This is a genomic window from Sagittula stellata E-37, from assembly GCF_039724765.1.
Lineage (GTDB): Bacteria > Pseudomonadota > Alphaproteobacteria > Rhodobacterales > Rhodobacteraceae > Sagittula > Sagittula stellata.
In genome coordinates this window covers 1,997,199-2,020,093 of record NZ_CP155729.1, presented here as the reverse complement: position 1 = coordinate 2,020,093, position 22,895 = coordinate 1,997,199, and the positions used below count along the sequence as shown (strand labels likewise).

Sequence of the window (22,895 nt, the reverse complement as noted above, 5' to 3'; positions counted from 1 at the left end):
ATCAATGTAAAGCCATTTTCCCAAACACTTCAACACGTTAGATGGATACAACGACATACAACGGCCAAGCTTTTCCCTCCAAACCGGAAAACCTCTGCAAAACATACCCTTACCCGGTGAATGGGGCATAGCGGCTTGTCATCACGTAGTCCTTGCGTGGCCCCCTGACCTGCCAGCGCGCCGTCCACTCCGGCCAGCAGGTGAAATCGTAGGCAACATCGTACTGGTCCGGATCGCACCAATGCGCAGCATCCCCGCCCTCCGGCGGCACCGCGTGAAAGAAACGACCATCTTCGAAATAGACGTCCAGCCCGGGGCCCCAGCGATATGTGCGTTCCGCCTGGAAGCTGCCTGCGCCCACTTGCAGCACGCCGCGCTCCACGTAGTCCGCGCCCGCCTCGCCCGGGACCCATTCCGCCGTCCCGATGAACCGTCCGCGCGACCCATCGCCGTGGGCAATGTCCCGGTCCACCCGCCAGCGGCCCAAGAAGTCCGCCAAACTCAATGTCATGGTCGCCTCCATCCGCTATGATCCTCATCTTTACCACGGACCTAAGGTCCTGTCCCATTCGGCCGCCACCAAGACGCGCGAAAAACGTCAACTCCCGCCGCCATTCGTCGCGGGGCCGTTCCCCCTCTTGAGACCGGCGTCCACCGCCCCTAAACCGCCTGCGTCCGACATCCGCAGGAGGCCCAGATGATTCCCCGTTATTCCCGCCCCGACATGGTCGCCATCTGGTCGCCCGAAACCAAGTTCCGCATCTGGTACGAAATCGAGGCCCACGCCTGCGATGCCATGGCCGATCTGGGCGTCATCCCACGTGAAAACGCCGAAGCGGTGTGGAAGGCGAAGGACGTGGAATTCGACATCGACCGCATCGACGAGATCGAGCGCGAAACCAAGCACGACGTCATCGCCTTCCTCACCCACCTGGCAGAGCACGTGGGTTCCGAAGAAGCGCGTTTCGTCCACCAGGGCATGACGTCCTCCGACGTGCTCGACACCTGCTTCAACGTGCAGCTCGTCCGCGCGTCCGACATACTGATCGCCGACCTGAAGGCGCTGCTCGCCGCGCTGAAAAAGCGCGCCTACGAACACAAGGAAACCGTCCGCATCGGCCGTAGCCACGGCATCCATGCGGAGCCCACCACGATGGGCCTCACCTTCGCGCGCTTCTACGCCGAAATGGACCGCAACCTCAGCCGGATGCGCGACGCGCGGGCAGAGATCGCCACCGGCGCGATTTCCGGCGCGGTCGGCACCTTCGCCAACATCGAACCGGCCGTCGAGGAACACGTCTGCGACAAGATGGGTCTCGTGCCCGAGCCGATCTCGACCCAGGTGATCCCGCGCGACCGCCACGCCGCATTCTTCGCGACCCTCGGCGTCATCGCCTCGTCGATCGAGAACATCGCAATCGAGATCCGGCACATGCAACGCACCGAAGTGCTGGAAGCGGCGGAGTTCTTCTCGATGGGGCAGAAAGGCTCCTCGGCGATGCCGCACAAGAAGAACCCGGTGCTGACCGAGAACCTGACCGGCCTCGCACGCCTTGTCCGGATGGCGGTGATCCCGGCGATGGAAAACGTGGCCCTCTGGCACGAGCGCGACATCTCGCATTCGTCGGTCGAACGTAACATCGGCCCCGACACCACGATCACGCTGGACTTCGCCCTGCACCGCCTGACCGGCGTCATCGACAAGCTGTTGGTCTACCCGCAGAACATGCTCGACAACATGAACAAGTTCCCCGGTCTGGTCATGTCGCAACGCGTCTTGCTGGCGCTCACGCAGGCCGGTGTCAGCCGCGAGGCTGCCTATCGCCTCGTGCAGCGCAACGCAATGAAAGTTTGGGACAACCGAACCGACTTCCGCGAGGAATTGCTGGCCGACGCCGAAGTGCGCGCCGCCCTGTCCGAAGAAGAGATCAACGAGAAGTTCGACCTCGGCTACCACACGAAGCACGTCGACACGATCTTTGCCCGGGTGTTCAACGAGGACTAGACCTCCATTCACGCCCTGACGCCCCGCGCGGTTTCACCGAAACCCACAGGAAACCGAAACCCGGGGGTATTCCATACCTCCGGTTTTTCCCCTCTCGAAATGGGTCCCGCCCATGCTAATCTTAGCTGCATGATGCAATCGACAGGGACTAACGCCATGCGCTGCCTCGCCCTACTGACGACCCTTCTGCCCGTTGCCGCTTTCGCCGCGGGCACCGACAGCTCCACGCCGCCCAAGTCCGCCTGCAAGGCCGGCTACGTGTACGACGTGATGTCGGACAAGTGCGTCAAGCCCCAAAGCGGGCACGTCGACGACATGATGAGGCTGGACGCGGTGCGCGGCTACGCCTACGAGGGAAATCTCGCGGATGCGCTGATGGTACTGGACGCCATGGACGACCAGCAGGCGGACGGCGTCCTGACCTACCGCGGTTTCATCGCCCGGATGTCCGGCGACATGAATGAAGCGAAACGTTGGTACGATGCCGCGCTGACGCAGAACCCGGACAACCTTCTGGCCCGCAGTTACATGGGTCAGGGCCTTGTGCTCGAAGGTGACTGGGTTGGTGCCAAGCGCCAATACGATGAGATCATCGCACGCGGCGGTCGCGGGACCTGGGCCGAAGCCTCCCTGCGCGATGCCATCACGACCGGCACGACCTACACATACTGAGGTCACACACCGCGACTGTCGGCACCGGAGCTGTGTCGCGGGTCTTGCGCGGCAATTTTGCGTGGCCCATCGCGGGTCACAGCCGTTCGTCTGCGCAGTTACCCCGGATCGAGGTGCGACCGTGCTTTCTCGAGTCCCATGCTATCGCGGGCTGCCGCCATTGGGCAGCTCATTCACGGAATGGTGAGGTACACTCCAGCACGGCTACGTTTTGAGAAGTGACATTTGCGTGTTATCTTTCTCCTTATTCCAACAGGAGGACGACCCGATGAAGATCACGACGATTCTCACTGCCGCCGCGCTCGCCCTTGTCCCCGCGCTTGGCTCTGCCTGCCAGTGGCATGAAAAACAGGCCATGACCTGCGCCGAGGGATCTGCCTACGACTCCGACTCGCACAGCTGCAAGGTCGTCACGGGCTGACACCTTTGCAGTAGCGCGACAGCACTGCGGCTTTTTCCCTACGCCCTAGCGTCGCGCACTAAGGACTTGCCGTTCAATGCATGCGTTGCCGCACGTCGGACAGCGCCAGGATCATGCTTTCCAGCTGGTCCAGATCGTTCATGGCCGCGCGCGGGATTGTCCGACGTGCCCCGCCTTTGGCGCGACGCAATGTACGCAGCATCCGCGCCACGGCGGCATCCAGACTGTCGCTCACATGCGCGCCGAAGTCCGCGACAAGGGCACCGTCAGCGGACGCCCGCGAAAGCCGTCGCCGTGCCAGGAACTCTTCCACCATGCGCGTCAGGCCGACGCGGCTTAGCGCGTCTTTTGGCAAGGTGGCAACACCGGGGTCCAGAAGACTGGGGTCGACGCTGCTGACCACGCAGATCAGAACGTCTGCGAACGCACCGTCCGACATCAATTCCAAGGCGAATTCGGTGCCTTGGCCGTCCGGCAATCGGTGATCGACAAGCACGATATCGGGCCTGACGCGGTGCAGATGGGCGCGCGCGGCCGCGATGGAATCGGCCTCCAGCACCTCTACGTCCGTCACGCCTTTGCCGATGCAGCGTCCCAGCATCGCCCGATCGAAAACGTCGTCATCGACGACGAGACACCGGGTTCGCGGCATCGCGACAGACTGCGGTTCAGGGAAGTCCATTTTTCGGGCGGTCCGTTGCATCTGAAATCCTATGTCGCTTTGTCTGGCGGAACTTGGGTCCAGAACCTCGATGCATGATGAGCGCGGCCTCCCTAACGCCGTGTTAAACGGCACCTGCCGCGCCACATGCCTTTATCTCGAAATCGTCGAAGATGCTGGGAAAGCGGCCTTGTGGCACTTCGCTTTTAACGGGCCGGAAACCTTGAGCCGCTAGCAGTTGTTCCGGACGTAAATCCCGGAGATCGCGAATGACCAACATGCATGCGCTCGCCGCCCTGCCCAGCCCGTCCTTTGGCGGCGGCAGGCTGCCCCTGTCGCGGAAGGCAAAGGCGGCGATCATCGTGCAATTCCTGCTGAACGAGGAAAGCGACGTGCCGCTCGCCTCGTTGCCCGACGACCTGCAGGAGGAACTGACCATGCTCCTCGGGAACATGCGCTACATCGACCGCGAGACGCTGAACCAGGTGGTGACGGAATTCTCCGACGAACTGGAATCGGTGGGCCTTTCGTTTCCCGGCGACATGGCGGGTGCGCTGACCGCGCTGGACGGCCGGATCAATCCGCGCACCGCGACCCGCCTGAGGAAAGAGGCGGGCGTGCGCCAGACCGGCGATCCCTGGGACCGCATCAACGATCTGGCCGTCGAACGGCTGGAGGCGCTGGTCCTCTCCGAAAGCACGGAGGTTGCGGCGGTCATGATGTCGAAGATCGACGTGGGCAAGGCCGCGCAAGTTCTGGCGAAACTGCCGGGCGACAAGGCGCGGCGGATTTCTTACGCGGTGTCCATGACAACGGGGGTCACGCCGGATGCGGTCGACCGGATCGGACTATCGCTGGCCGCCCAGATCGATGCGGAGCCGGAGAAGGCCTTCGCAAAACGCCCCGACGAACGGCTGGGCGCGATCCTCAACTATTCCAATAGCGCCGTCCGGGAGGAACTGCTTCAGCAGCTCGAACAGGAAGACGCGGAATTTGCAGAGGCCGTGCGAAAGGCGATCTTCACCTTCGCCAACATACCCGAGCGGTTGAATGCCATCGATGTCCCGAAAATCACCCGCGACGTGCAGCCCGATACGCTCGCTGTGGCGCTCGCCGCCGCCACGGCGGAGGATGACCAACGCACCGCAGATTTCTTGTTGTCCAACATGTCGAAACGCATGGCAGAGAGCCTGCGGGAAGAGGCGGCCAACAAGGGCAACGTAAAGCCGAAGGTCGGGGAAAAGGCCATGGCCGCCGTGGTCTCGGCCATCCGGGACCTGGTTTCGGTCGGCGAGATCGAGCTGCTCGATCCGGACGCCGAGGAATAGAGGAAAATGGTATCGGGGCGACACGTTGCGGTACATGTGCGTGAACAACATCGCGGTTTACCGCCCGGCTTTTCGAATGCGGACGTGACGGCCTGTCAAAGAACCACCGCACGTGCCGCCTGCAATCACTTCCTCTCTCCGTCGCCCTTTGCCTACCTCCAACGCCGCGGGCCAGCCCATCCCGACCGGAAGTTTGCCCGCTCGCGGACCACCTCGTGACAGGCGGTTGAACCCGCCCCCTTGCCGCTGCCGGGCGCCGGACCTAAAACACCGCCAAACGCGGGAAGGCAGACTTTGGCGACGGGCGAAGACAAATCGAAGGACGCGCCGGAAGGCCGGTTCAGCCAGCGGCTTGCCGACATGGCCTTCAACGCCTTCATCGGCACGATCCGGCTGCTCCCTGCCCGCCAGAGGCTTGGGCTGGCGGGATGGGCGACGCGCAAATGCCTTGCGCCACCGCTGGGGTGGTACAAGCGCGTCTATGCCAACCTCGACCTTGTCTGGCCGGACACGCCGACAGAACGCAAACACGAGATCGCCGAACAGGCCATCGACAACCTCGCCCGCGCGCTGATCGAGAACTACGACCCCAAGGAAATGCTGGCGCGCGGCAGCCGATATCCGCTGACCGGCCCCGGTCTGCCTGCGCTGGAAGAGGCGCGCGCTGCCGGTCGTCCGGTCCTGCTGATCTCCGGCCATTACGGCAGCCCCGTCCTGCCCCGCGCGGCGCTGCTGGCGCGCGGCTACCAGACGGCGGGTTTTCTGAGGGCGATGTCCAACCCCTACATGAACAACAGGTACGTCCAGAACTATCGCGACGTCGGCGGAGAGATGTTCGTGCAGGGCCGGCGCGGTACGCTTGGGCTGATGAAGTACCTGCGCGGGGGCGGCATGGCGGCGATGCTCTTCGACGTCTTCGAATCCTCGGGCGAGCTGATCGACTTTCTTGGACAGCCCGCGCCCACCGCAACCTCACCGGCAGAGATCGCGCTGAGGACAAATGCCTTGTTGCTGCCCTACTTCGGTATCCGGCGCGCAGACCGCTACGGCTTTGACGCGGTGTTCGAGGAACCTGTGCCGCACACCGATCCGGTGACCATGATGGCGGAAGTCACAGCCCGGCTGGAGGCGCGTATCGAAGAGGATCCCGGCCAATGGATGTGGACGCATCGCCGCTGGAAACCCAAGCGCGTGGCCAAGCACCGCCCGGCTGAGGCCACAACTTCCGACTGATGCGAATGCCTCAGCGCAGCCTTTGCGCCGCGAGGATCGCGCCGTTCTTAGGCTCCTGCAGAATGACGACGACCGGCGTGCCCGCGGGCACGGGGACCGCGCCTTCGAATGTACCCAGACCGTCCCAGCGCGCCGCAACGTCCCAGTCGCGCACGATGTGGGTGTAAGTGATGGTCTTGCCAGCATTCTCGCCGCGCCTGATCGCCACTTCTTCGGAGGGCAGGTAGCGCACGACGTGGATGTCACAGGGGCGCGCGGTTCCGTCGCCGGTCGCCCGGATGACGACACGGTCGCCCATCCGCTTCAGCGAAAGGTCCACGTGACTGACGTCGCCGCGATGTTCCTCGATCAGAGCGGCGACCTGTCCGGGACGCGACCCGACCACGTCCTCGCGCCCGTTCACGATGATCTGCGGGGTGTAGATCATCTTCCAGCCGTTGGCGCGCGCGTAACCTTTCTGACGCTTCGTCGCCTTGGGCGTTCCGAACACATCTTTCCAACCGATGTAGTCCCAGTAATCGACGTGCAGCGCCAGCGGGATCACGTCGTCGCGGTCCCCAAGCTCGGCCAGAAGGGCGTCGGCAGGCGGACAGGAGGAACACCCCTGAGACGTGAACAACTCCACGACGACGGGATGCGCTGTCTCTGCGCTGGCCACACCGCCGGCGAGCCCGATCCAGATCGCCATCGCAAATGAGAGATGCCTGCGCATGAGTTTGCCTGCTGTTGTTGTCGGACCAATTCGATGTAACGGCAGCCTGCCTCAAACGCCAATCAAGGATTGGCGAGGAAAGTGACATATGTCGCCCCGACGCATCAGCCCACCAGTTCCGGGGATCGGCCGGCACGCGGGTGTTGGCGTCCACCGGAGCGTTCGGGTGAAGGCAGAGCGGGCCCTTTCGGTGCGGGCGCCGGTCTTCCCGTTGGCGCAATCCCTACCCCTGTCGGCACCGATCATGACCCGCCTCCCAGTCGGGGCGCGGGCCGTGAAGCAGTCGCCGCCTGCCACTTGCCCATGACGCGCGGCATCTTCCACTGCGTCGCGGCGACCCGTGTCTGTTCCGTGGCGCGTGGGACCGGCAGAGCGCACGTCCGGGGCAAGATGGCGCGGGCATGCACCGCTTTGGTGGACGAAACCTCCACGATCGCCCTGGCCTGCATCCTGTCCGCCGGGCCGGATGCAGGCCAGGGCCGGATGTCTAACGGAATTCGGACGGGCCCATGTCATATCCAGCCGCGTCCGGGTCGTCTCTTTCCCGCTCGAACTGAGCCATCTCCGTAAAGGGCGGCAACCAGCTCTCACGGCGCGAAGTCCAGAGCTCGTACTCGGGCTGCAACCGGTCGGGCGCATCCAACGCGCCCAGGTGCAGTTCGATCACGTCGTCACTTTCCGCAAAGACCGAGCCGCCGCAGGTCGGACAAAAATACCTGCCCCTGAAGTTGCGGGACGGTCCGGTCACGGTGACCTGTCCGGGTTCGAACTGCGCCGCCGCATAGAACACCGCGCCATGGTGCTTTCGGCAGTCCAGGCAATGGCAGATGCCGACGCGCAGCGGCGCGCCACGCGCCGAGACCCGCAGAGCACCACAAAGGCAGCCGGCATCGTAGATCTCTTCCTGCATGGGGTTCTCCTTTTGGCCTGACCCAAACCGCACCCGCCCCGTGCGTCAATACTTCGCGACCGGTTCTTTAGTATGTCCAGCTTTACCACTGAACTTCGCCACCGTCCTGCGGAACCTTGGCGCGATGCCGTTCGGTGACCGAGTTGGTCACATGCGTGTCGGACTGGGAAGCGGCGCGGCATGGGGGCTCTGCCCCCGTCCTCTGCGAGGACTCCCCCGAGGTATTTTCGTCCAGGTGAAGACCTGAGCCTGCGCTTTTGGCCTGGTCGTACCAAGGGGTCTTGGCGGTCTTCACACCGATCCTCAACATCCGGTCGGTGCGTCTAACGCGGCGCGTCGGGTATCCCGTGATACAGGCCGGAACACCCGCGATCCGAACCCAAGACGCCGTTGCGACATTTTTCTGTGTACAATGGCATACAAAACACCAAGGACCCCTTGAGTTGTTTGCGGCGTTGCGGCATGACACGGCTATCACATTCCGTCACCCATCGGAGGTTCCCATGACCATTCAAGTCGGCCAAGACAGCGCGAAAACGCGCAAGACGCTCGAAGCGGGCGGCCAGACCGTCGCCTATTACTCCATCCCGGCAGCCGAAGCCGCCGGGCTCGGCGACTTTTCCAAGCTGCCCGCGGCCCTGAAAGTCGTGCTGGAGAACATGCTGCGCTTCGAGGACGGCAAGACCGTCACCCTGGACGACATCAAGGCGTTCTCCGACTGGGCGAAGAGCGGTGGCAAGGGCGACCGCGAGCTGGCCTACCGCCCGGCACGCGTTCTGATGCAGGACTTCACCGGCGTTCCGGCGGTCGTCGACCTGGCCGCGATGCGCGACGGCATCAAGGCTCTGGGCGGCGACGCTCAGAAGATCAACCCGCTCAACCCGGTCGATCTGGTCATCGACCACTCCGTCATGATCGACGAATTCGGCAACCCGCGCGCGTTCCAGATGAACGTCGACCGCGAGTACGAACGCAACCTCGAACGCTACGCCTTTCTCAAGTGGGGCCAGACCGCGTTCAACAACTTCCGCGTCGTGCCCCCGGGCACCGGCATCTGCCACCAGGTGAACCTGGAGTACCTCGCCCAGACCGTCTGGACCGACGTGGACCAGAACGGTGAGCAAGTGGCCTACCCCGACACGCTCGTCGGCACCGACAGCCACACCACCATGGTCAACGGCGCAGCCGTCCTGGGCTGGGGCGTCGGCGGGATCGAGGCCGAGGCCGCCATGCTGGGCCAGCCGATCTCGATGCTGATCCCCGAGGTCGTGGGCTTCAAGCTGACCGGTTCCATGGTCGAAGGCACCACCGGCACCGACCTCGTGCTGAAGGTCGTCGAGATGCTGCGCGCCCATGGCGTGGTGTCCAAGTTCGTCGAATTCTACGGCGACGGGCTGGACAACCTGCCGCTGGCGCAGCGCGCCACCATCGCCAACATGGCCCCCGAATACGGCGCCACCTGCGGTTTCTTCCCGATCGACGGCGAGACCCTGCGTTACATGCGCGTCTCTGGCCGGGACGAGGACCGCATCGCGCTGGTCGAGGCCTACGCCAAGGAAAACGGCATGTGGCGCGACGCCGGTTACGACCCGGTCTACTCCTCGACGCTGGAACTCGACATGGGCACCATCGTGCCCGCGATCTCGGGCCCCAAGCGTCCGCAGGACTACATCGCGCTGGACAAGGCCGCCCCTGCCTTTGCCGAATACATCAAGGGCGTTCGCAACGGTCAGGACGTCCCGGCCAAGGACGAGGTCCGTTGGGAAGGCGAAGGCGGCAAGCCCGAACCCCGCGACATCCCCGGCGACACCGGCAGCCACAAGCGCGGCTTCGTCGCGACCGACGACGGCAACTACCAGCTGCACGACGGCTCCATCGTGATCGCCTCGATCACGTCCTGCACCAACACCTCGAACCCCTACGTCATGATCGGCGCGGGTCTCGTGGCCAAGAAGGCGCATGAGCTGGGCCTGAACCGCAAGCCCTGGGTGAAGACCTCGCTGGCCCCGGGGTCGCAGGTCGTGTCCGAGTACCTCGAGGCCGCCGGCCTTCAGGAACACCTCGACGCCATCGGCTTCAACCTCGTGGGCTATGGCTGCACTACTTGCATCGGCAACTCCGGTCCGCTGGACGCGCCGATCTCCAGGGCGATCAACGAGTACGATCTGGTCGCGACCTCGGTGCTGTCGGGCAACCGCAACTTCGAAGGCCGCATTAGCCCGGACGTCCGCGCCAACTACCTCGCTTCACCGCCGCTGGTGGTGGCCTATGCGCTGGTGGGTGACATGAACGTCAACATCGCCACCGACGTGCTGGGACAGGACAAGGACGGCAACGACGTCTATCTCAAGGACATCTGGCCGTCGGACGCCGAGATCGCGGACCTGGTCGAAAAGACCGTCACCCGTGAAAGCTTCCAGGCCAAGTATGCCGACGTCTTCAAGGGCGACGAGAAGTGGCAGGGCGTCGAAGTCAACGGCGGCGAGACCTACGACTGGCCGGCGACCTCGACCTACGTCCAGAACCCGCCCTACTTCCAGGGCATGGGCAAGGAGCCGGGCACCATCTCGAACATCGAGGGCGCGCGCGTTCTGGCCATCCTGGGCGACATGATCACCACCGACCACATCTCTCCGGCAGGCTCCTTCAAGGAATCGACCCCCGCAGGTCAGTATCTGGTCGAGCGTCAGGTGCCGGTACGCGAGTTCAACTCTTACGGTAGCCGTCGCGGCAACCACGAGGTCATGATGCGCGGCACCTTCGCCAACATCCGCATCAAGAACGAGATGCTGGACGGCGTCGAAGGCGGCTACACCAAGGGCCCCGACGGCGAGCAGACCTCGATCTACGACGCGGCCATGGCCTATCAGGATCAGGACACGCCCCTCGTGATCTTCGGCGGCGAACAGTACGGCGCGGGTTCTTCGCGCGACTGGGCGGCCAAGGGCACGGCGCTTCTGGGCGTCAAGGCGGTCGTGGCCGAATCGTTCGAACGCATCCACCGTTCGAACCTCGTCGGCATGGGCGTCATCCCGTTCGAGTTCACTGGCGGCGACACCCGCAAATCGCTGGGTCTGAAGGGCGACGAGACTGTCGACATCAAGGGTCTTGACGATGTGAAGCCGGGTCAGGAAACGCCCTGCACCATCACCTTCGCGGACGGCTCCACCAAGGAGATCACGCTGAAGTGCCGGATCGATACCGCCATCGAGGTGGAATACATCGAACACGGCGGTGTGCTGCAATACGTGCTGCGCAACCTGGCATTCGGCGACGCCGTGGCCGCCGAGTGAGCCGACGGCCCGAAGCCACCACCATGTGAAATCGAAAGCGCCCCCCCCCAAAGGGGCGCTTTCTGCCTTCAGGCGGGGCGGCGCGCAGCCCCGCCCTACCCTGTGCCGCGCCCGTCAACGCTGGTCGAGCTGGGCCCGAACGGCCGCCAGCCCCGCGCGTGTGACGCGGTAGGCCGCGCCACCCCGCGACCGGATCAGCCGCCGTTTCTTCAACCGCTCCACCACCGCCAGCGTGCAGTCGTTCAGCACGTGGCCGTCGCGCGTGACGCACGTCACGTCCTGCAGTTTGCCATTGTCGCCGCGCTTGAAGGAAATCGCGCCGCCCTGAGCCAGCACGTGCAACACGCGCTGTTCGTATTTCGAGATATTCATTGAGAGTCATGTCCGGATCAGACGTGCAACTTTGACCCTCCGGCCAGCGCGCGGAAGGTCAGGTCTCGTCGGGACCGGCGTTCATCCTGTGAGCCCGGCCCTCAGCGGCCCGCCACATTCTCCAACATGAAAACTCCATCGGCCCGGGATCGGGCGCATCCGGAATCGATAGCAACAGACGCGCCAGCCGACAAGCCCCGGGTCAGGCTTTCCTGACCTCCAGAGTTCCTTGAACAAACGCTAAGACTGGCAGGCCCGCCGCTCCCGCTTCGGCAGGAGCTTGCCGAAATTCGCGGCCACCGGCAGGCCACCGCGCAGATTTTCAACCCCCGCAAAGCGCCCCTGTCTTTGCCGGCCCCCCCCTTTAATTCCCCGCCGACGGGACCATTTCCAAGTCACGGCCCACGCAAGAGACCGAAAAGAGAGGCGCCCAGAGATGAAAGTCATTACCCTTCTGCAGGCAGGTGCATTGCTCCTGCTCGCCGTGATCGGCGCTTACGCAGGCACACAGGACAACAAGGCCCCGTGCGACACCCATCAGCAGGCCACCGTCTGCGAACTCTGACGGCGCTGCCCTTCATCTTGGCAAAAAATACCTCCGCCGGAGGCATCCGACCTGCACGCGCGCACCTGCGCCGGGCAATTGTCAGTCGGCCAACGCCTTCTCCAGCTCCGGCACGAACCGCTGCTCGTAGTCCGATCCGACCAGAGGCCCCACGAACTTGAACAAGACCGTGCCGTCGCCGTCGACGATGAAGGTCTCCGGCGGTGCGGTCACCCCCCAGTCGATCGCCGTGCGGCCGTTCGGGTCGAAGGCGACCGCTTCGAACGGGCTGCCCTCGTCCTCCAGATAAGACACCGCATTCTTGGCCTGATCCTTGAAATTCACGCCAAGGATCGGCAAGCCATCAGCCTGCAGCGCCAGAAGCTGCGGATGCTCGGCGCGGCACGGCGGGCACCAGGAGGCCCAGAAGTTCACCAGCACGACCTCGCCCCGGGCCAGCATCTCCGGCGTGATACCCGGATGGCCCTCCAGCGCAACATCCGTCATTGCCGGGACCGGCTTGCCCTCGAAGACCGATTCCAGGCGGTGCGTTTCGTCGCTGTTCTTCAGCCCGAGGTAGGCCATCACCCCGAAGGCGGCGAAGATCACCGGCGGCAGGATCATCAGCGGCGACACCTTAGACATCCTTGCGGTCCTCCACCTGTTCCAGTTCGCGCTTCACGCGCCGCGACCGCCGGACGGACGCGACGATCAGCAGCGCCAGCAATGCAAGCGACACCCCGTAAGAGGCCAGCACCGGCCCCGCGAACTTACCCAGTTCCGGGATCATGCCACCCTCTCCCGCGCCATGAGCGCCCTTGTCCGCCGGGCCCGGATCTCTGTCTGGGTGCGCAGGAAGACCAGTGCGATGAACAGAAGGACGAACCCCGCCATGCAGACGAACAGCGGCACGGCATAGACGTTGGAGACGCGTTCTTCCGTGTCGCCGGCCAACGCACCTGCCCGCATGACCGACGCGCCCTGATGCAGGCCCTGGTTCCAGAAGTTGACTGCGTAGCGGCTGAGGATCGCAAAGACCGACCCCACGAGGCACAGGATCGACGTCAGGTCCGCCGCCGAGTCATCGTTCTCGATCGCTTCCCAAAGAGCCATGTACCCGAGATAGAAGAGGAACAGGATCAGGAAGGACGTCAGACGCGGATCCCACGCCCACCAAGTCCCCCACATCGGCTGCCCCCAGATCGCGCCGGTGGCCAGTGCGATCACCGTCATCACCGCCCCGACCGGCGCCGCCGCCCGGGCCGCCAGCGCGCTCACGTGGTGGCGGCGTACGATCCAGATCAGCGAGGCGACCAGCATCATGAGCCAGGCATTGATCGCGATCAGAGCGGCGGGAACGTGCAGGTAGATGATCTTGACCGTCGCTCCTTGGCGGTAGTCGTCGGGCGTCAGGAAGAAGCCCCAGAAGAGCCCGACCACCAACGCGATGACAGCCGCCGCCGACAGCCACGGCAACACCCGGTCCGTGGTCCGGATGAACTTGACCGGATTGGCATATTCCCAGATCGACGCCATGGCTCTCCCTACCTTCGCCCCCGAATTCCATACACCCCAAATATCGGCCCGAGGCAATATGTCCCCGGGCGCCCAGCCCCTTGCCTCACCTGAGGTTGATCCGCAGCACGGCGGCGCTGGCAAACGGCAATAGCGCGACGACACCGAAGCTGATCCCGGCCAGCATCGCCAGCGGCGTCGCCACCGGCAGGCCCTCGGCGCCGCGCCGCGCCACTTCTGCGCCGAAGATCAGCGTCGGCACGTACAGCGGCAGAACCAGCAGCGACATCAGCAGCCCGCCCCGCTTCAGCCCGACGGTCAGAGACGCGCCGAATGTCCCGATGACCGACAGCGCCGGCGTCCCCAGCGCGAGGCTGACAAAGACCCACAGATAGCCCCCGGCAGGCAGGCTCAGCAGCACGCCCAGCACGGGCGCAGCAACCACCAGCGGCAAGCCTGTGGTGATCCAGTGCGCCAGCGCTTTCACGCTGACGATGCCCTCCATCGGCAAGGGGGCCGTGGCCAGCAGGTCGAGCGATCCGTCCTCCCAGTCGAGCGCGAGGATGCGGTCCAGCGACAGGAGGCAGGCCAGAAGCGCGCCGATCCAAAGGACACCCGGCGCGATTTTCGACAGGAGGCCCGTCTCCGGCCCCACGCCAAAGGGCACCAGCACCGTGACGATCAGGAAAAACGCGAGGCCGAGGCCAAACCCCCCACCTGCCCGCACCGCCAGCCGCAGGTCCCTGACCAAAAGCGCAATCACAGGAAGGCCTCGTCTTCGGCGGCGACACGCGGCTTCGCCTTGAAGGGCGTCACGTCCAGAACGTCTGTTTTCAGCCCGAGGTCGATATGCGTGGCCATCAGTGCCGAGCCACCGCCCGCGAGGTGCGCGCGCACCGCATCGGCAAACAGCGCGACGGAGGCGGCGTCCAGCGACACCGTCGGCTCGTCCAGCACCCAGACCGGCCGCCCCGTCACCATCAACCGCGCCAGCCCAAGACGGCGTTTTTGCCCGGCGCTCAGACTGCCAGCCAGCCGGTCCCGCAAGGGGATCAGGTCGAAAGCGTTGATCGCGCGGGAAATGTCTTCGGTGCCAAAAACTTGCGCCCAGAACCTCAGGTTCTCGGTGACCGTCAACATGGACTTCAGACCGTCGGAATGGGCGGCGTAAGCGATGCGTTCACCGGCGCCCGCGATCTCCCCCTCCAGCGGCGGCTGCAAACCGGCGATGGTGCGTAGCAACGTCGTCTTGCCGGAGCCGTTCGGGCCGCGCAGGACGAGCGCCTTGCCGGGGCCGACCTCGAAGGTCAGCCCTTCGAGCACCGGTACGCCGCCACGTGCGACCCCCAGCCCGGATACCCGCAACGCCGTCACCGAAGGCCCTGAATTATCATGAGAAAGCGCCCTCCGCCTCAGACCGGCAGCACCGCCAGCGCGACGCGGCGCCCTTCGCTGATCAGCACGTTGTAGGTCCGGCAGGCCGAAGGTGAACTCATCACCTCGACCCCCAGCCCCTCGGCCTCCAACCGTTCGCGCAGCTCTTTCGGCAGGAAGGAGATCTCCGCCCCGGTGCCGACGAGGATCACATCCACCAGATCGACGAAGCTCAGCAGGCTGCCGTCATCCTCGAAACCGCCCCAACCGGCCTTTCCCTTGTCCCACAGCAGCAGCGCACCTTCATGCACCTCGCCGCCGACACGGAAGAAGCCCGGTCCATAACCGTCCACGGGCCGGGCGTCGGTATAGATGATCTCGTTCAGGCGCATATGGCCTCCGTCGTTCAGGCGTCGATGTCACCGAACTGCGTGCCCGGCGTGTCCGCGGGTTTCGACCAGTCGCGCTTCACCCCGAGCCGCAGCAGGAAGGCCGAGGCGACGAAGATCGACGAATAGGTGCCGACGATCACGCCCCACGTCATGGCGAAGACGAAGCCACGGATCACGTCGCCGCCCAGCACCAGAAGCGCGATCAGCGCCAGAAGCGTGGTCAGCGAGGTCATGATCGTACGGCTCATGGTCTCGTTGATGGACATGTTCAGGACCTCCTTGAGGTCCTTGGACTTGTACTTGATCAGGTTCTCGCGCACCCGGTCGAAAACCACGACCGTGTCGTTCAGCGAATAGCCGACGATGGTCAGCAACGCCGCGATGATCGCCAGGTCGAAGCGGATCTGCAATTCGCTGAAAATACCGATGGTCAGTGCCACGTCGTGGATCAGTGCGATCACCGCCCCCAGCGCGAATTGCCACTCGAACCTCAGCCAGATGTAGACCAGCACCGCCGCAATCGCGAGGCCCACCGCCAGAACGGCGGTTTGGATAAGCTCTTGCGAAACCTTCGGACCCACCGATTCAACCGAGGTAAAACGGATGTCCGGGGCGACCTCCTTCAGGGCGGCCTCGGCCGAATCGATGACCTCGGTGCTGACCGCTTCCTCGCCGTCCTGCGCGCCGATGCGCACCATCGCGACGTTCTGGTCGTCCCGGAAGTTCGGGTCGAACACCTCCGAGATCACAATGTCGCCCAGTCCGAGCGACGCGAGCGCATCACGGTAGGCGCCTACGTCGACCGGCTCCGCGCTTTCGGTCCGGATCGTCGTGCCGCCGCGGAAATCGATACCGTAGTTCAGCCCCTGGATGAAAAAGCTTGCCAGCGCGATGACCACCATCAACCCCGAGATGCCGAGCCACAGCTTGGATCTCGAGAAGAAGTCCCAGTTCAGATCGTCCTTGACCAGTCTCAGTCGCATGTAAGGCTCTCTCTCAAACTTCGATGGTCTTGGGGCGGCGGCGTTCGAACCACGTCACGATCAACAGCCGCGTCACGAAGATCGCGGTGAAGACCGAGGTAATGATCCCGAAGCCCAGCGTGACCGCGAAGCCCCGTACCGGGCCGGAGCCCATGACGTAGAGGATCACGGCGGTGATGAAGGTTGTGATGTTGGCGTCGACGATGGCGCTCAGCGCCTTTTCATAGCCCAGTTCGATCGCCCGCGCCGGACCGCGTGCCGTCTTCAGCTCTTCGCGTATGCGCTCGAAGATCAGCACGTTGGCGTCCACCGCCATGCCGACCGTCAGTACGATCCCGGCGATCCCGGGAAGCGTCAGCGTCGCCCCGATCAGGCTCAGCAGGCCGAACATCAGCGCGACGTTCAGGATCAGCGCGATATTGGCAAAGACGCCGAACAGCCCGTAGCTGGCCACCATGAAGCCCAGCACCGCGACAAAGGCCACACCGGTCGCCAGCTTGCCGGCCTCGATGCTGTCCTGCCCCAGTTCCGGCCCGATGGTCCGTTCCTCCAGGAACTCCAGTCCTGCCGGCAGAGCGCCCGCGCGCAGCAGCACGGCAAGGTTGGTCGATTCCTCGACCGTGAAGTTGCCCGTGATGATACCCGCGCCGCCGCCGATGTGGCTCTGGATCACGGGGGCGGAAATCACCTCGTCGTCCAGCACGATGGCGAAGGGCGAGCCGATGTTCGCGGCCGTGTAGTCGCCGAACTTGCGCGCCCCCGACGGGTTGAAGTTGAAGCTCACCGCCGGGCGCCCGTTCTGGTCGAAGGTCGGCTGCGCGTTCGTCAGCTCCTCGCCGGTCACGACCGGGGTCTGTTCCAACACGTAATAAAGGCCCTTCTCGTCCAGTGACGGAAGCAGCTCGTTCCCCGGTCCGGGCGCGTCGTTTTCGTTGGTGGTCCGGCCGACGACGGGCTGGAAAGTCAATTGCGCCGTGGTGCCGATGATCGCCTTCAGCTCTGCGGCCGAGCCGATGCCCGGCACCTGGATCAGGATGCGGTCCGCGCCCTGCCGCTGGATCGTCGGTTCGCGGGTGCCGACCTCGTCGATGCGGCGCCGGATGATTTCGAGCGATTGCTGCAGCGTGCGGTCGTCGGTCGCCTGCTTCTCTGCCTCCGACAGCGTCACGACAAGTTCGTCGCCCTCACCGCGCACCAAGATATCCGACGCGCCCGCGCCGGTCAGCGTGACCACCGGCTGCGCCAGCCCGCGCACCACCTCGATGGCGCGCTGCATGCCTTCGGGTTTCGAAAGCCTGACCCGCAGTTCGCCGCGGTCGACGGCTTCGGAATTCCAGCGGATCGTGCCCACCGTGTCGCGCTCGTCGCGCAGCAGGTCCCGCACTTCCGGCCAGAGCGACTCCATCCGGGCCTTGTAGACGTCCGCGGTCTGCACCCGCGCCAGCAGGTGCGCACCGCCGCGCAGATCGAGCCCGAGGTTCACCAGCCCGGACGGCAGGAAAGACGGCCACTCGGCCTCTGCCGCGCGGTTCTCCGACGTATCGTCACCTGCCTCGATGGCCTTGACCGCGTCGTTGTGGATCTCGACCCGTCCATAGAACAGGTTCGGCAAGGCAAGAAGCAGACCCACCACGACGGTGAGCCAGATCAGCCAACGCTTCCAGGCATCGATCTGCAGCATGTGGGTCTCAGGCCTCTGCGGGTTCGGTCTTGGATTTCACCGCCGCGATGGTGGACCGCATGATCCGCACCTTCACGCCATCGGCGATTTCCACTTCGAGCTCGGCATCGTCCTTCACCTTGACGACCTTGGCGATGATCCCGCCCTGGGTGACGATGATGTCGTTGCGGCGGACCGCCTCGATCATCGCCTTGTGCTCCTTCACCTTCTTCTGCTGCGGACGGATGAGGAGGAAATACATGATCGCGAAGATCAAACCCATCATCACGAAAGAGGAAAGGGCGTTCTGGTCCATTGGATGCTCCCTGCTGGATCTCTGTGTCGGATCGGCGGGGCATCCCCCGCGAAATTGGGCGTTACCTATGCGGACCTGCGCCCGGATGCAAGGTGCGCGGCAGGCTGGCAGATGGTCGCGCAGGCCCGTCACGCGCTATGCTGCGGCCATGTTACGGGTTTTGCTCCTGACTGTCGCCGCCGCCCTGCCACCTGCCACGGCCCTTGCCGAGAATGCGGTCGGTCGCCTGAACCTTGCCGGCTACCGTCACCGCGAGATGTGTACCGCGACGCTCGTGGCCCCCGATGTTGCGCTGACCGCCGCCCATTGCGTCACAACGCCCACCGACGGATATCTCAAGCGGGTCGGGGACATGACCTTCGTCGCGGGCTGGGACGGAAAGCACCACACGGGTGCCGCGCGAATCAAGGCCGTGACCGTGCATCCGAAAGCCTACAGCGAAGGCCGCTTCGACATCGCGCATGACATCGCGCTGGTGACGCTCGATTTGGCGCTGGACCCAAGCCCGCTGCCCGTGGGGCTTGGCGTGCCACCGGGGCCGCTGACCCTGATGGGATACCGCCGTTCGGCACCGCACCAGCTCACGATCACGCCATTGTGTTACGGTGAGGAGAAAGGCCCGCTCTGGCGCATCCGTTGCCGGGTGGAGCCGGGCCAGTCCGGCGGGCCGGTCTTACTCGGCGAAGGGCGCAGCCGACGGCTCGTCGCCGTCATCGCCGCAGTGGTCGAGGAAGAGGCCATCGTCGTTCCGGTGGACGCCTGGCTTCTCGGTCAGCTTGCACGACGCTGACCGCGCCGGGAGGGCGGTGTTCGCTGTGGGCGGGACGCCAGTTGGCCGGGGCCGTCAGGGCAACCGGTGGGGTTGCCGCTCACCCTGCGCAAGCTCTGCCCAAAGGAAAACCGGCCGGGCACCCGTGGCCCAGCCGGTTTCTGTCCTTTGGCTCATCCGTCTGCCTCAGACGCGACTGACCACGCGCACATGCCCGTTCAGGTCCCGTGCAAGCGCATCGGCAAAGACCGCCGCGTCGTGGCCGTTGACCGACAGGACCGCGCCCTCGTCGCTGTCGCGCAGGTCCGCCACCGGTGCGCTGCCGTCCGCCGGGATCAGGGACGGGTGATAAAGCAGCAGTTCCACCTGCTCGCCCCGCTGCCAGTCGCGGATCATCACCGGCTGATCCTCCGGCTCGTCGATGAGGTTGGAGAAGAAGTCCGTCCCCGCCCCGCCGATCATCGTGTCGCCGTCGTCGCCCACCAGCCAGTCGTCGCCGGCGGCGCCGAACAGACGGTCGGGCGCATGGGGCTGATCGGGGTGCAGGTCGATAGTGTTGATCCGGTCGTCCCCCGCCCCGCCGTTCACGTCGTCCTGCCCGCCGGTCGCGGTGATGATGTCGTCGCCCGTGCCGCCGAACAGCGTGTCGTCGCTCCAGTTCGGATTGACCGCGCCCGCGTCGGTCATCACCGCGTCCTCGTCCCAGCGCAGGTCCGAGATCGTGTCGTTCCCGCCCCCGCCGCGCACCAGATCGTTGCCGTCGTCGGGCAACAGCAGTTCGGAAGCGCCGTTTCCCATGATGATGTCGTCGTCGTCGCTGCCGACCACGGTATCGTCTTCGCGAATGACGTCCTCGCCCGGTTCCGGGACGTCTTCCATCACTCCTTGCAGGGCCATCAGCACCATTGCGCCGACGACCGCCATCAGGCCGAACCCCATGCGATTGCTCCGTGATTGCTCCTCGATCCCGGGCGCCTCTGTCCCGTGGTTTCCGGCATCATCACCCTCAAACGGAAAAATCCCGTTAAACGGCAAAGGACTATCCGCAAGCATTGAACAATGGCGATCCAGCGCCAGATGGACCCGCGTCAGGCTGGCCCCTACACTCCCTTCGAAACTTCGGGCATAAGCGCTGCGACTCGAACGCATTCTTCCGTGGAGACCCAAATGCACGACATCCGCGCCATCCGAGAGAACCCGGAAACTCTGGACGCGGCCCTTGGCCGCCGCGGGGCAGAGCCGATGTCGTCCGCCGTTCTCGCCCTCGACGCCGAGCGCCGCGCCGCGATCCTCGCGGCGGAGACCGCGCAGGCGGACCAGAACCGGGCGTCGAAGGAGGTGGGCAAGGCCAAGGCATCGGGCGACGAGGCAGAGTTCGAACGCCTCCGCGCCCTCGTGGCCGAAAAGAAGGCCGAGGTCGCCGAGATGCAGGAGAAGGCCAAGGTTCTGGACACGCAGTTGACCGACCTGCTGATGGGCCTGCCGAACCTGCCGCTGGCCGACGTGCCCGACGGTGCCGACGAAAACGACAACGTGGAAATCCGCCGCTGGGGCGAGCCGCGCAGCTTCGACTTCACTCCGAAGGAGCACTACGAACTCGAAGGCGTGAAGCCCGGCATGGATTTCGAAACCGCCGCCAAGCTCTCCGGCTCGCGCTTCGTGCTGCTGTCGGGCGGCGTCGCCCGCATCCACCGCGCGCTTGCCCAGTTCATGCTCGACACCCATGTCGAGGAACACGACCTGGCCGAGACCTGGACACCGGTCCTTGTACGCCCCGAGATGATGTACGGAACGGGCCAGCTTCCGAAGTTCGGCGAAGACAGCTACGAAACCACCAACGGCTGGTGGCTGATCCCCACGTCGGAGGTGACGCTGACCAACATCGTCAACGGGCTGACCGTGGACGAGGGCTACCTGCCCCGCCGGTATGCCGCCCATTCGCAGTGTTTCCGATCTGAGGCCGGCAGCGCGGGCCGCGACACCTCCGGCATGCTCCGCCAGCACCAGTTCGAGAAGGTGGAGATGGTGACTGTCTGCCATCCGGACAAATCGCTGGAAGAGCACGAGCGCATGACCCGTTGCGCGGAGGCCATCCTGGAAAAGCTGGGCCTGCCCTACCGTACCGTCGTGCTCTGCACCGGCGACATTGGCTTCGGCGCGCAGAAGACCCACGACATCGAGGTCTGGCTGCCCGGCCAGAACACCTACCGCGAGATCAGCTCCGTCTCCACCTGCGGCGATTTTCAGGCGCGGCGGATGAACGCCCGCTACAAGCCGACAGAGGGCGGCAAGCCCGGCTTCCTGCACACGCTGAACGGATCGGGACTTGCCGTGGGCCGGGCGCTGATCGCGGTGCTGGAGAACGGCCAGCAGGCGGACGGCTCCGTCGACCTCCCCGAGGCGCTGCATCCGTGGCTGCGTGGCAAGACTCGCCTCGACGCGTCCGGTAACTTAGTTTGAGACCGGGGGGCGCCATGATGCAACGTCTCTGGGCTTGGGCCTGTCTGCTTGCGACGCTGGCGTTCATCGCCTCCTACTTCGTCGTGCCCGACTTCAACGGTTTCACCGCCGACCAGTTTCCGAAGATCATCGAGGAGCCGCCGGTCCAGCCGTCCGGTTACGCCTTCTCGATCTGGGGGCTGATCTACGTCTGGTTGCTGGTCGCTGCGATCTTCGGCGCGATCCGCCGCTCCGACGACGAGGACTGGGGGCCGATGCGCCCCTGGCTGTCGCTCAGCCTCGCGCTCGGGTCGACGTGGCTGCCCGTGGCCAGCGTCTCGCCGCTGGCATCGACCGTTCTCATCTTCCTGATGCTGGCGGCGGCCCTGCGCGCCCTCTTCCGCGTCGGGGACACGGACCGCTGGCTGCAACAGGCGCCGGTGGCGATCTATTCCGGCTGGCTGACCGCCGCCGCCTTCGTGGCACTCGGCGTGGTCCTGGGCGGTTACGACGTGTTTTCGCCGACGATCTCCGCCCTCATCTCGCTCACGCTGGCGCTGGCGGTGTCCCTCATTGTCCAGTTCCGCCTGCACCGGGCGCCGGAATACGGCATAACGGTGATCTGGGCGCTGATCGGTGTCATCTTCCAGAACTCCCAGCCGTTCAACGCGGCTGTCGCGGGTCTGGCCCTTCTGGGCATCGTCGCGATCTTGTCTCTGCGCGCCACCGATACGGAATGACCTGACGGGCGGGCCGGGTGCCTGCCCGTATCTTGCCCATATCTTGCTGGTATCCTGCCTGTCCCAAAATCGTTCGCATTTTCAGGGAATCGGCCTAGTCTCTCGCCGATTGTTCCAGAGAAAGCCTTTCCGATGCGCCACTTTTCCACCTTTGCCGCCCTTGCCTTCGCGGCGTCGCCCCTCCTTGCCCAGTCCGGCGACATCGCCGGTACATACCGGGTGGAGGGCCTGAACCCCGACGGATCCGCCTATGCCGGCGCGTTGGTCCTGACACCCGAAGGCAGCGGCTATGCGGCCGCGTGGACCACGAAAGATGCCAGCTACAAGGGCACCGGCACGCTTGAGGGCCGCGTCCTCACCATCTCGTATGGCGACCCATTTCCGGCGGTCTACGTGGTCATGGAGGACGGCGAACTGCACGGCACCTGGAACGACGGCACGGCGCTGGAGCGGGCCGAACCCACCGACTGAGACGACGTCCGGGAAACGCAGGCCTCTCCGGCACGCCGGTCCCCCCTGCCTGCGCCAATCCTCAGTCCCCGCCGCGCCGCAGGCG

26 protein-coding genes are annotated in these 22,895 nt (G+C 64.9%); 11 read left to right on the top strand and 15 right to left on the bottom strand.

All coding sequences use genetic code 11. The annotated features are described in order from the left end of the window. Positions 1 to 109: 109 nt before the first annotated feature. The gene (locus ABFK29_RS09570) at positions 110 to 511 is read right to left on the bottom strand and encodes a DUF6314 family protein (RefSeq protein WP_157136621.1); all 402 of its coding nucleotides are present in this window, start codon (positions 509 to 511) and stop codon (positions 110 to 112) included. A gap of 186 nt (positions 512 to 697) precedes the next feature. Here ABFK29_RS09570 and purB point away from each other — a divergent pair, with 186 nt between their 5' ends. From purB to ABFK29_RS09555, 3 genes are all read left to right on the top strand, one after another. After that, positions 698 to 2,005: an adenylosuccinate lyase gene (gene purB / locus ABFK29_RS09565; protein ID WP_005863381.1), complete on the top strand. Its 1,308-nt coding sequence runs from the start codon at positions 698 to 700 to the stop codon at positions 2,003 to 2,005. A 156-nt stretch (positions 2,006 to 2,161) separates the two neighbouring features. After that, positions 2,162 to 2,677: a tetratricopeptide repeat protein gene (locus ABFK29_RS09560; RefSeq protein ID WP_040605137.1), complete on the top strand. Its 516-nt coding sequence runs from the start codon at positions 2,162 to 2,164 to the stop codon at positions 2,675 to 2,677. 268 nt (positions 2,678 to 2,945) lie between these two features. Then, the gene (locus tag ABFK29_RS09555) at positions 2,946 to 3,098 is read left to right on the top strand and encodes a hypothetical protein (protein WP_005863377.1); all 153 of its coding nucleotides are present in this window, start codon (positions 2,946 to 2,948) and stop codon (positions 3,096 to 3,098) included. Positions 3,099 to 3,171: 73 nt separating this feature from the next. Here ABFK29_RS09555 and ABFK29_RS09550 read toward each other — a convergent pair whose 3' ends face one another. Beyond that, a complete protein-coding gene (locus ABFK29_RS09550) occupies positions 3,172 to 3,906 on the bottom strand; it encodes a response regulator (protein WP_157136620.1) in 735 nt (244 codons plus the stop codon). Positions 3,907 to 4,028: 122 nt separating this feature from the next. On the opposite strand from ABFK29_RS09550, the gene ABFK29_RS09545 reads away from it, so the two are divergent. Beyond that, the gene (locus tag ABFK29_RS09545; protein WP_005863374.1) at positions 4,029 to 5,087 is read left to right on the top strand and encodes a FliG C-terminal domain-containing protein; all 1,059 of its coding nucleotides are present in this window, start codon (positions 4,029 to 4,031) and stop codon (positions 5,085 to 5,087) included. A gap of 294 nt (positions 5,088 to 5,381) precedes the next feature. Further along, entirely contained in the window at positions 5,382 to 6,320 is a 939-nt protein-coding gene (locus ABFK29_RS09540; RefSeq protein WP_005863372.1) for a lysophospholipid acyltransferase family protein, read from the top strand. A gap of 10 nt (positions 6,321 to 6,330) precedes the next feature. Here the strand turns inward: ABFK29_RS09540 and ABFK29_RS09535 are convergent, their stop codons facing one another. Together ABFK29_RS09535 and ABFK29_RS09530 are read right to left on the bottom strand one after the other, a co-directional pair. After that, the gene (locus tag ABFK29_RS09535; RefSeq protein ID WP_157136619.1) at positions 6,331 to 7,032 is read right to left on the bottom strand and encodes a DUF1223 domain-containing protein; all 702 of its coding nucleotides are present in this window, start codon (positions 7,030 to 7,032) and stop codon (positions 6,331 to 6,333) included. Positions 7,033 to 7,519: 487 nt separating this feature from the next. Continuing rightward, positions 7,520 to 7,942, bottom strand: coding sequence for a GFA family protein (locus tag ABFK29_RS09530; protein WP_005863368.1), 423 nt, complete (start codon positions 7,940 to 7,942; stop codon positions 7,520 to 7,522). Between the two features lie 503 nt (positions 7,943 to 8,445). Between ABFK29_RS09530 and acnA the strand changes: the two genes are divergently transcribed. Further along, on the top strand, positions 8,446 to 11,235 hold the full coding sequence (acnA, locus tag ABFK29_RS09525) for an aconitate hydratase AcnA (RefSeq protein WP_005863366.1): 2,790 nt from the start codon (positions 8,446 to 8,448) through the stop codon (positions 11,233 to 11,235). Positions 11,236 to 11,349: 114 nt separating this feature from the next. On the opposite strand, the gene ABFK29_RS09520 is transcribed toward acnA, so the two are convergent. Continuing rightward, positions 11,350 to 11,607, bottom strand: a complete 258-nt coding sequence (locus tag ABFK29_RS09520) for a YjhX family toxin (protein ID WP_005863364.1) — start codon at positions 11,605 to 11,607, stop codon at positions 11,350 to 11,352. 436 nt (positions 11,608 to 12,043) lie between these two features. Between ABFK29_RS09520 and ABFK29_RS09515 the strand changes: the two genes are divergently transcribed. Continuing rightward, entirely contained in the window at positions 12,044 to 12,172 is a 129-nt protein-coding gene (locus ABFK29_RS09515; RefSeq protein ID WP_005863362.1) for a hypothetical protein, read from the top strand. Between the two features lie 81 nt (positions 12,173 to 12,253). Here the strand turns inward: ABFK29_RS09515 and ABFK29_RS09510 are convergent, their stop codons facing one another. The 9 genes from ABFK29_RS09510 to yajC form a co-directional block, all read right to left on the bottom strand. Then, positions 12,254 to 12,796 (bottom strand): DsbE family thiol:disulfide interchange protein, encoded by a 543-nt coding sequence (locus ABFK29_RS09510; RefSeq protein ID WP_005863360.1) that lies wholly within the window; start codon positions 12,794 to 12,796, stop codon positions 12,254 to 12,256. Next, positions 12,789 to 12,941: a heme exporter protein CcmD gene (gene ccmD, locus ABFK29_RS09505; RefSeq protein ID WP_005863358.1), complete on the bottom strand. Its 153-nt coding sequence runs from the start codon at positions 12,939 to 12,941 to the stop codon at positions 12,789 to 12,791. The genes ABFK29_RS09510 and ccmD overlap by 8 nt, the downstream gene beginning before the upstream one ends. Beyond that, complete coding sequence (locus tag ABFK29_RS09500; RefSeq protein WP_005863356.1) at positions 12,938 to 13,687, bottom strand: heme ABC transporter permease; 750 nt, start codon at positions 13,685 to 13,687, stop codon at positions 12,938 to 12,940. Before ABFK29_RS09500 ends, ccmD begins: the two co-directional genes overlap by 4 nt. Positions 13,688 to 13,772: 85 nt before the next feature. Next, complete coding sequence (ccmB, locus tag ABFK29_RS09495; protein WP_005863354.1) at positions 13,773 to 14,429, bottom strand: heme exporter protein CcmB; 657 nt, start codon at positions 14,427 to 14,429, stop codon at positions 13,773 to 13,775. Continuing rightward, a complete protein-coding gene (gene ccmA, locus ABFK29_RS09490) occupies positions 14,426 to 15,031 on the bottom strand; it encodes a heme ABC exporter ATP-binding protein CcmA (RefSeq protein WP_040605135.1) in 606 nt (201 codons plus the stop codon). The genes ccmB and ccmA overlap by 4 nt, the downstream gene beginning before the upstream one ends. A 47-nt stretch (positions 15,032 to 15,078) precedes the next feature. Then, positions 15,079 to 15,432: an Mth938-like domain-containing protein gene (locus ABFK29_RS09485; RefSeq protein ID WP_005863350.1), complete on the bottom strand. Its 354-nt coding sequence runs from the start codon at positions 15,430 to 15,432 to the stop codon at positions 15,079 to 15,081. A 14-nt stretch (positions 15,433 to 15,446) separates the two neighbouring features. Next, on the bottom strand, positions 15,447 to 16,415 hold the full coding sequence (secF, locus tag ABFK29_RS09480; RefSeq protein ID WP_005863348.1) for a protein translocase subunit SecF: 969 nt from the start codon (positions 16,413 to 16,415) through the stop codon (positions 15,447 to 15,449). Between the two features lie 13 nt (positions 16,416 to 16,428). Next, positions 16,429 to 18,096, bottom strand: a complete 1,668-nt coding sequence (gene secD / locus ABFK29_RS09475) for a protein translocase subunit SecD (protein ID WP_005863346.1) — start codon at positions 18,094 to 18,096, stop codon at positions 16,429 to 16,431. 7 nt (positions 18,097 to 18,103) lie between these two features. Continuing rightward, positions 18,104 to 18,391 (bottom strand): preprotein translocase subunit YajC, encoded by a 288-nt coding sequence (gene yajC, locus ABFK29_RS09470; RefSeq protein WP_005863344.1) that lies wholly within the window; start codon positions 18,389 to 18,391, stop codon positions 18,104 to 18,106. A 148-nt stretch (positions 18,392 to 18,539) separates the two neighbouring features. On the opposite strand from yajC, the gene ABFK29_RS09465 reads away from it, so the two are divergent. Further along, on the top strand, positions 18,540 to 19,181 hold the full coding sequence (locus tag ABFK29_RS09465; RefSeq protein ID WP_157136618.1) for a trypsin-like serine peptidase: 642 nt from the start codon (positions 18,540 to 18,542) through the stop codon (positions 19,179 to 19,181). A gap of 165 nt (positions 19,182 to 19,346) precedes the next feature. Here the strand turns inward: ABFK29_RS09465 and ABFK29_RS09460 are convergent, their stop codons facing one another. Then, entirely contained in the window at positions 19,347 to 20,099 is a 753-nt protein-coding gene (locus tag ABFK29_RS09460) for a calcium-binding protein (protein WP_005863340.1), read from the bottom strand. 228 nt (positions 20,100 to 20,327) lie between these two features. On the opposite strand from ABFK29_RS09460, the gene serS reads away from it, so the two are divergent. From serS to lfb1, 3 genes are all read left to right on the top strand, one after another. Further along, positions 20,328 to 21,620 (top strand): serine--tRNA ligase, encoded by a 1,293-nt coding sequence (gene serS, locus ABFK29_RS09455; RefSeq protein ID WP_005863338.1) that lies wholly within the window; start codon positions 20,328 to 20,330, stop codon positions 21,618 to 21,620. 17 nt (positions 21,621 to 21,637) lie between these two features. Continuing rightward, entirely contained in the window at positions 21,638 to 22,339 is a 702-nt protein-coding gene (locus ABFK29_RS09450; RefSeq protein ID WP_040605151.1) for a tryptophan-rich sensory protein, read from the top strand. A 132-nt stretch (positions 22,340 to 22,471) separates the two neighbouring features. After that, positions 22,472 to 22,810 (top strand): LIC10280 family protein, encoded by a 339-nt coding sequence (gene lfb1 / locus ABFK29_RS09445; protein WP_005863334.1) that lies wholly within the window; start codon positions 22,472 to 22,474, stop codon positions 22,808 to 22,810. The last annotated feature ends 85 nt before the right edge of the window (positions 22,811 to 22,895 follow it).

Bases quoted from the DNA above. Each gene is read 5' to 3' on its own strand.
- ABFK29_RS09510 (WP_005863360.1), bottom strand. From the start codon at position 12,796: ATGTCTAAGGTGTCGCCGCTGATGATCCTGCCGCCGGTGATCTTCGCC.
- ABFK29_RS09465 (WP_157136618.1), top strand. From the start codon at position 18,540: ATGTTACGGGTTTTGCTCCTGACTGTCGCCGCCGCCCTGCCACCTGCC.
- ABFK29_RS09450 (WP_040605151.1), top strand. From the start codon at position 21,638: ATGCAACGTCTCTGGGCTTGGGCCTGTCTGCTTGCGACGCTGGCGTTC.
- ABFK29_RS09555 (WP_005863377.1), top strand. From the start codon at position 2,946: ATGAAGATCACGACGATTCTCACTGCCGCCGCGCTCGCCCTTGTCCCC.
- ABFK29_RS09460 (WP_005863340.1), bottom strand. From the start codon at position 20,099: ATGGGGTTCGGCCTGATGGCGGTCGTCGGCGCAATGGTGCTGATGGCC.
- ABFK29_RS09560 (WP_040605137.1), top strand. From the start codon at position 2,162: ATGCGCTGCCTCGCCCTACTGACGACCCTTCTGCCCGTTGCCGCTTTC.
- acnA (WP_005863366.1), top strand. From the start codon at position 8,446: ATGACCATTCAAGTCGGCCAAGACAGCGCGAAAACGCGCAAGACGCTC.
- secF (WP_005863348.1), bottom strand. From the start codon at position 16,415: ATGCGACTGAGACTGGTCAAGGACGATCTGAACTGGGACTTCTTCTCG.
- secD (WP_005863346.1), bottom strand. From the start codon at position 18,096: ATGCTGCAGATCGATGCCTGGAAGCGTTGGCTGATCTGGCTCACCGTC.
- ABFK29_RS09520 (WP_005863364.1), bottom strand. From the start codon at position 11,607: ATGAATATCTCGAAATACGAACAGCGCGTGTTGCACGTGCTGGCTCAG.
- ABFK29_RS09530 (WP_005863368.1), bottom strand. From the start codon at position 7,942: ATGCAGGAAGAGATCTACGATGCCGGCTGCCTTTGTGGTGCTCTGCGG.
- ABFK29_RS09545 (WP_005863374.1), top strand. From the start codon at position 4,029: ATGACCAACATGCATGCGCTCGCCGCCCTGCCCAGCCCGTCCTTTGGC.
- ccmD (WP_005863358.1), bottom strand. From the start codon at position 12,941: ATGATCCCGGAACTGGGTAAGTTCGCGGGGCCGGTGCTGGCCTCTTAC.
- ABFK29_RS09515 (WP_005863362.1), top strand. From the start codon at position 12,044: ATGAAAGTCATTACCCTTCTGCAGGCAGGTGCATTGCTCCTGCTCGCC.
- ABFK29_RS09500 (WP_005863356.1), bottom strand. From the start codon at position 13,687: ATGGCGTCGATCTGGGAATATGCCAATCCGGTCAAGTTCATCCGGACC.
- ABFK29_RS09535 (WP_157136619.1), bottom strand. From the start codon at position 7,032: ATGCGCAGGCATCTCTCATTTGCGATGGCGATCTGGATCGGGCTCGCC.
- ABFK29_RS09485 (WP_005863350.1), bottom strand. From the start codon at position 15,432: ATGCGCCTGAACGAGATCATCTATACCGACGCCCGGCCCGTGGACGGT.
- ABFK29_RS09570 (WP_157136621.1), bottom strand. From the start codon at position 511: ATGACATTGAGTTTGGCGGACTTCTTGGGCCGCTGGCGGGTGGACCGG.
- serS (WP_005863338.1), top strand. From the start codon at position 20,328: ATGCACGACATCCGCGCCATCCGAGAGAACCCGGAAACTCTGGACGCG.
- lfb1 (WP_005863334.1), top strand. From the start codon at position 22,472: ATGCGCCACTTTTCCACCTTTGCCGCCCTTGCCTTCGCGGCGTCGCCC.
- purB (WP_005863381.1), top strand. From the start codon at position 698: ATGATTCCCCGTTATTCCCGCCCCGACATGGTCGCCATCTGGTCGCCC.
- yajC (WP_005863344.1), bottom strand. From the start codon at position 18,391: ATGGACCAGAACGCCCTTTCCTCTTTCGTGATGATGGGTTTGATCTTC.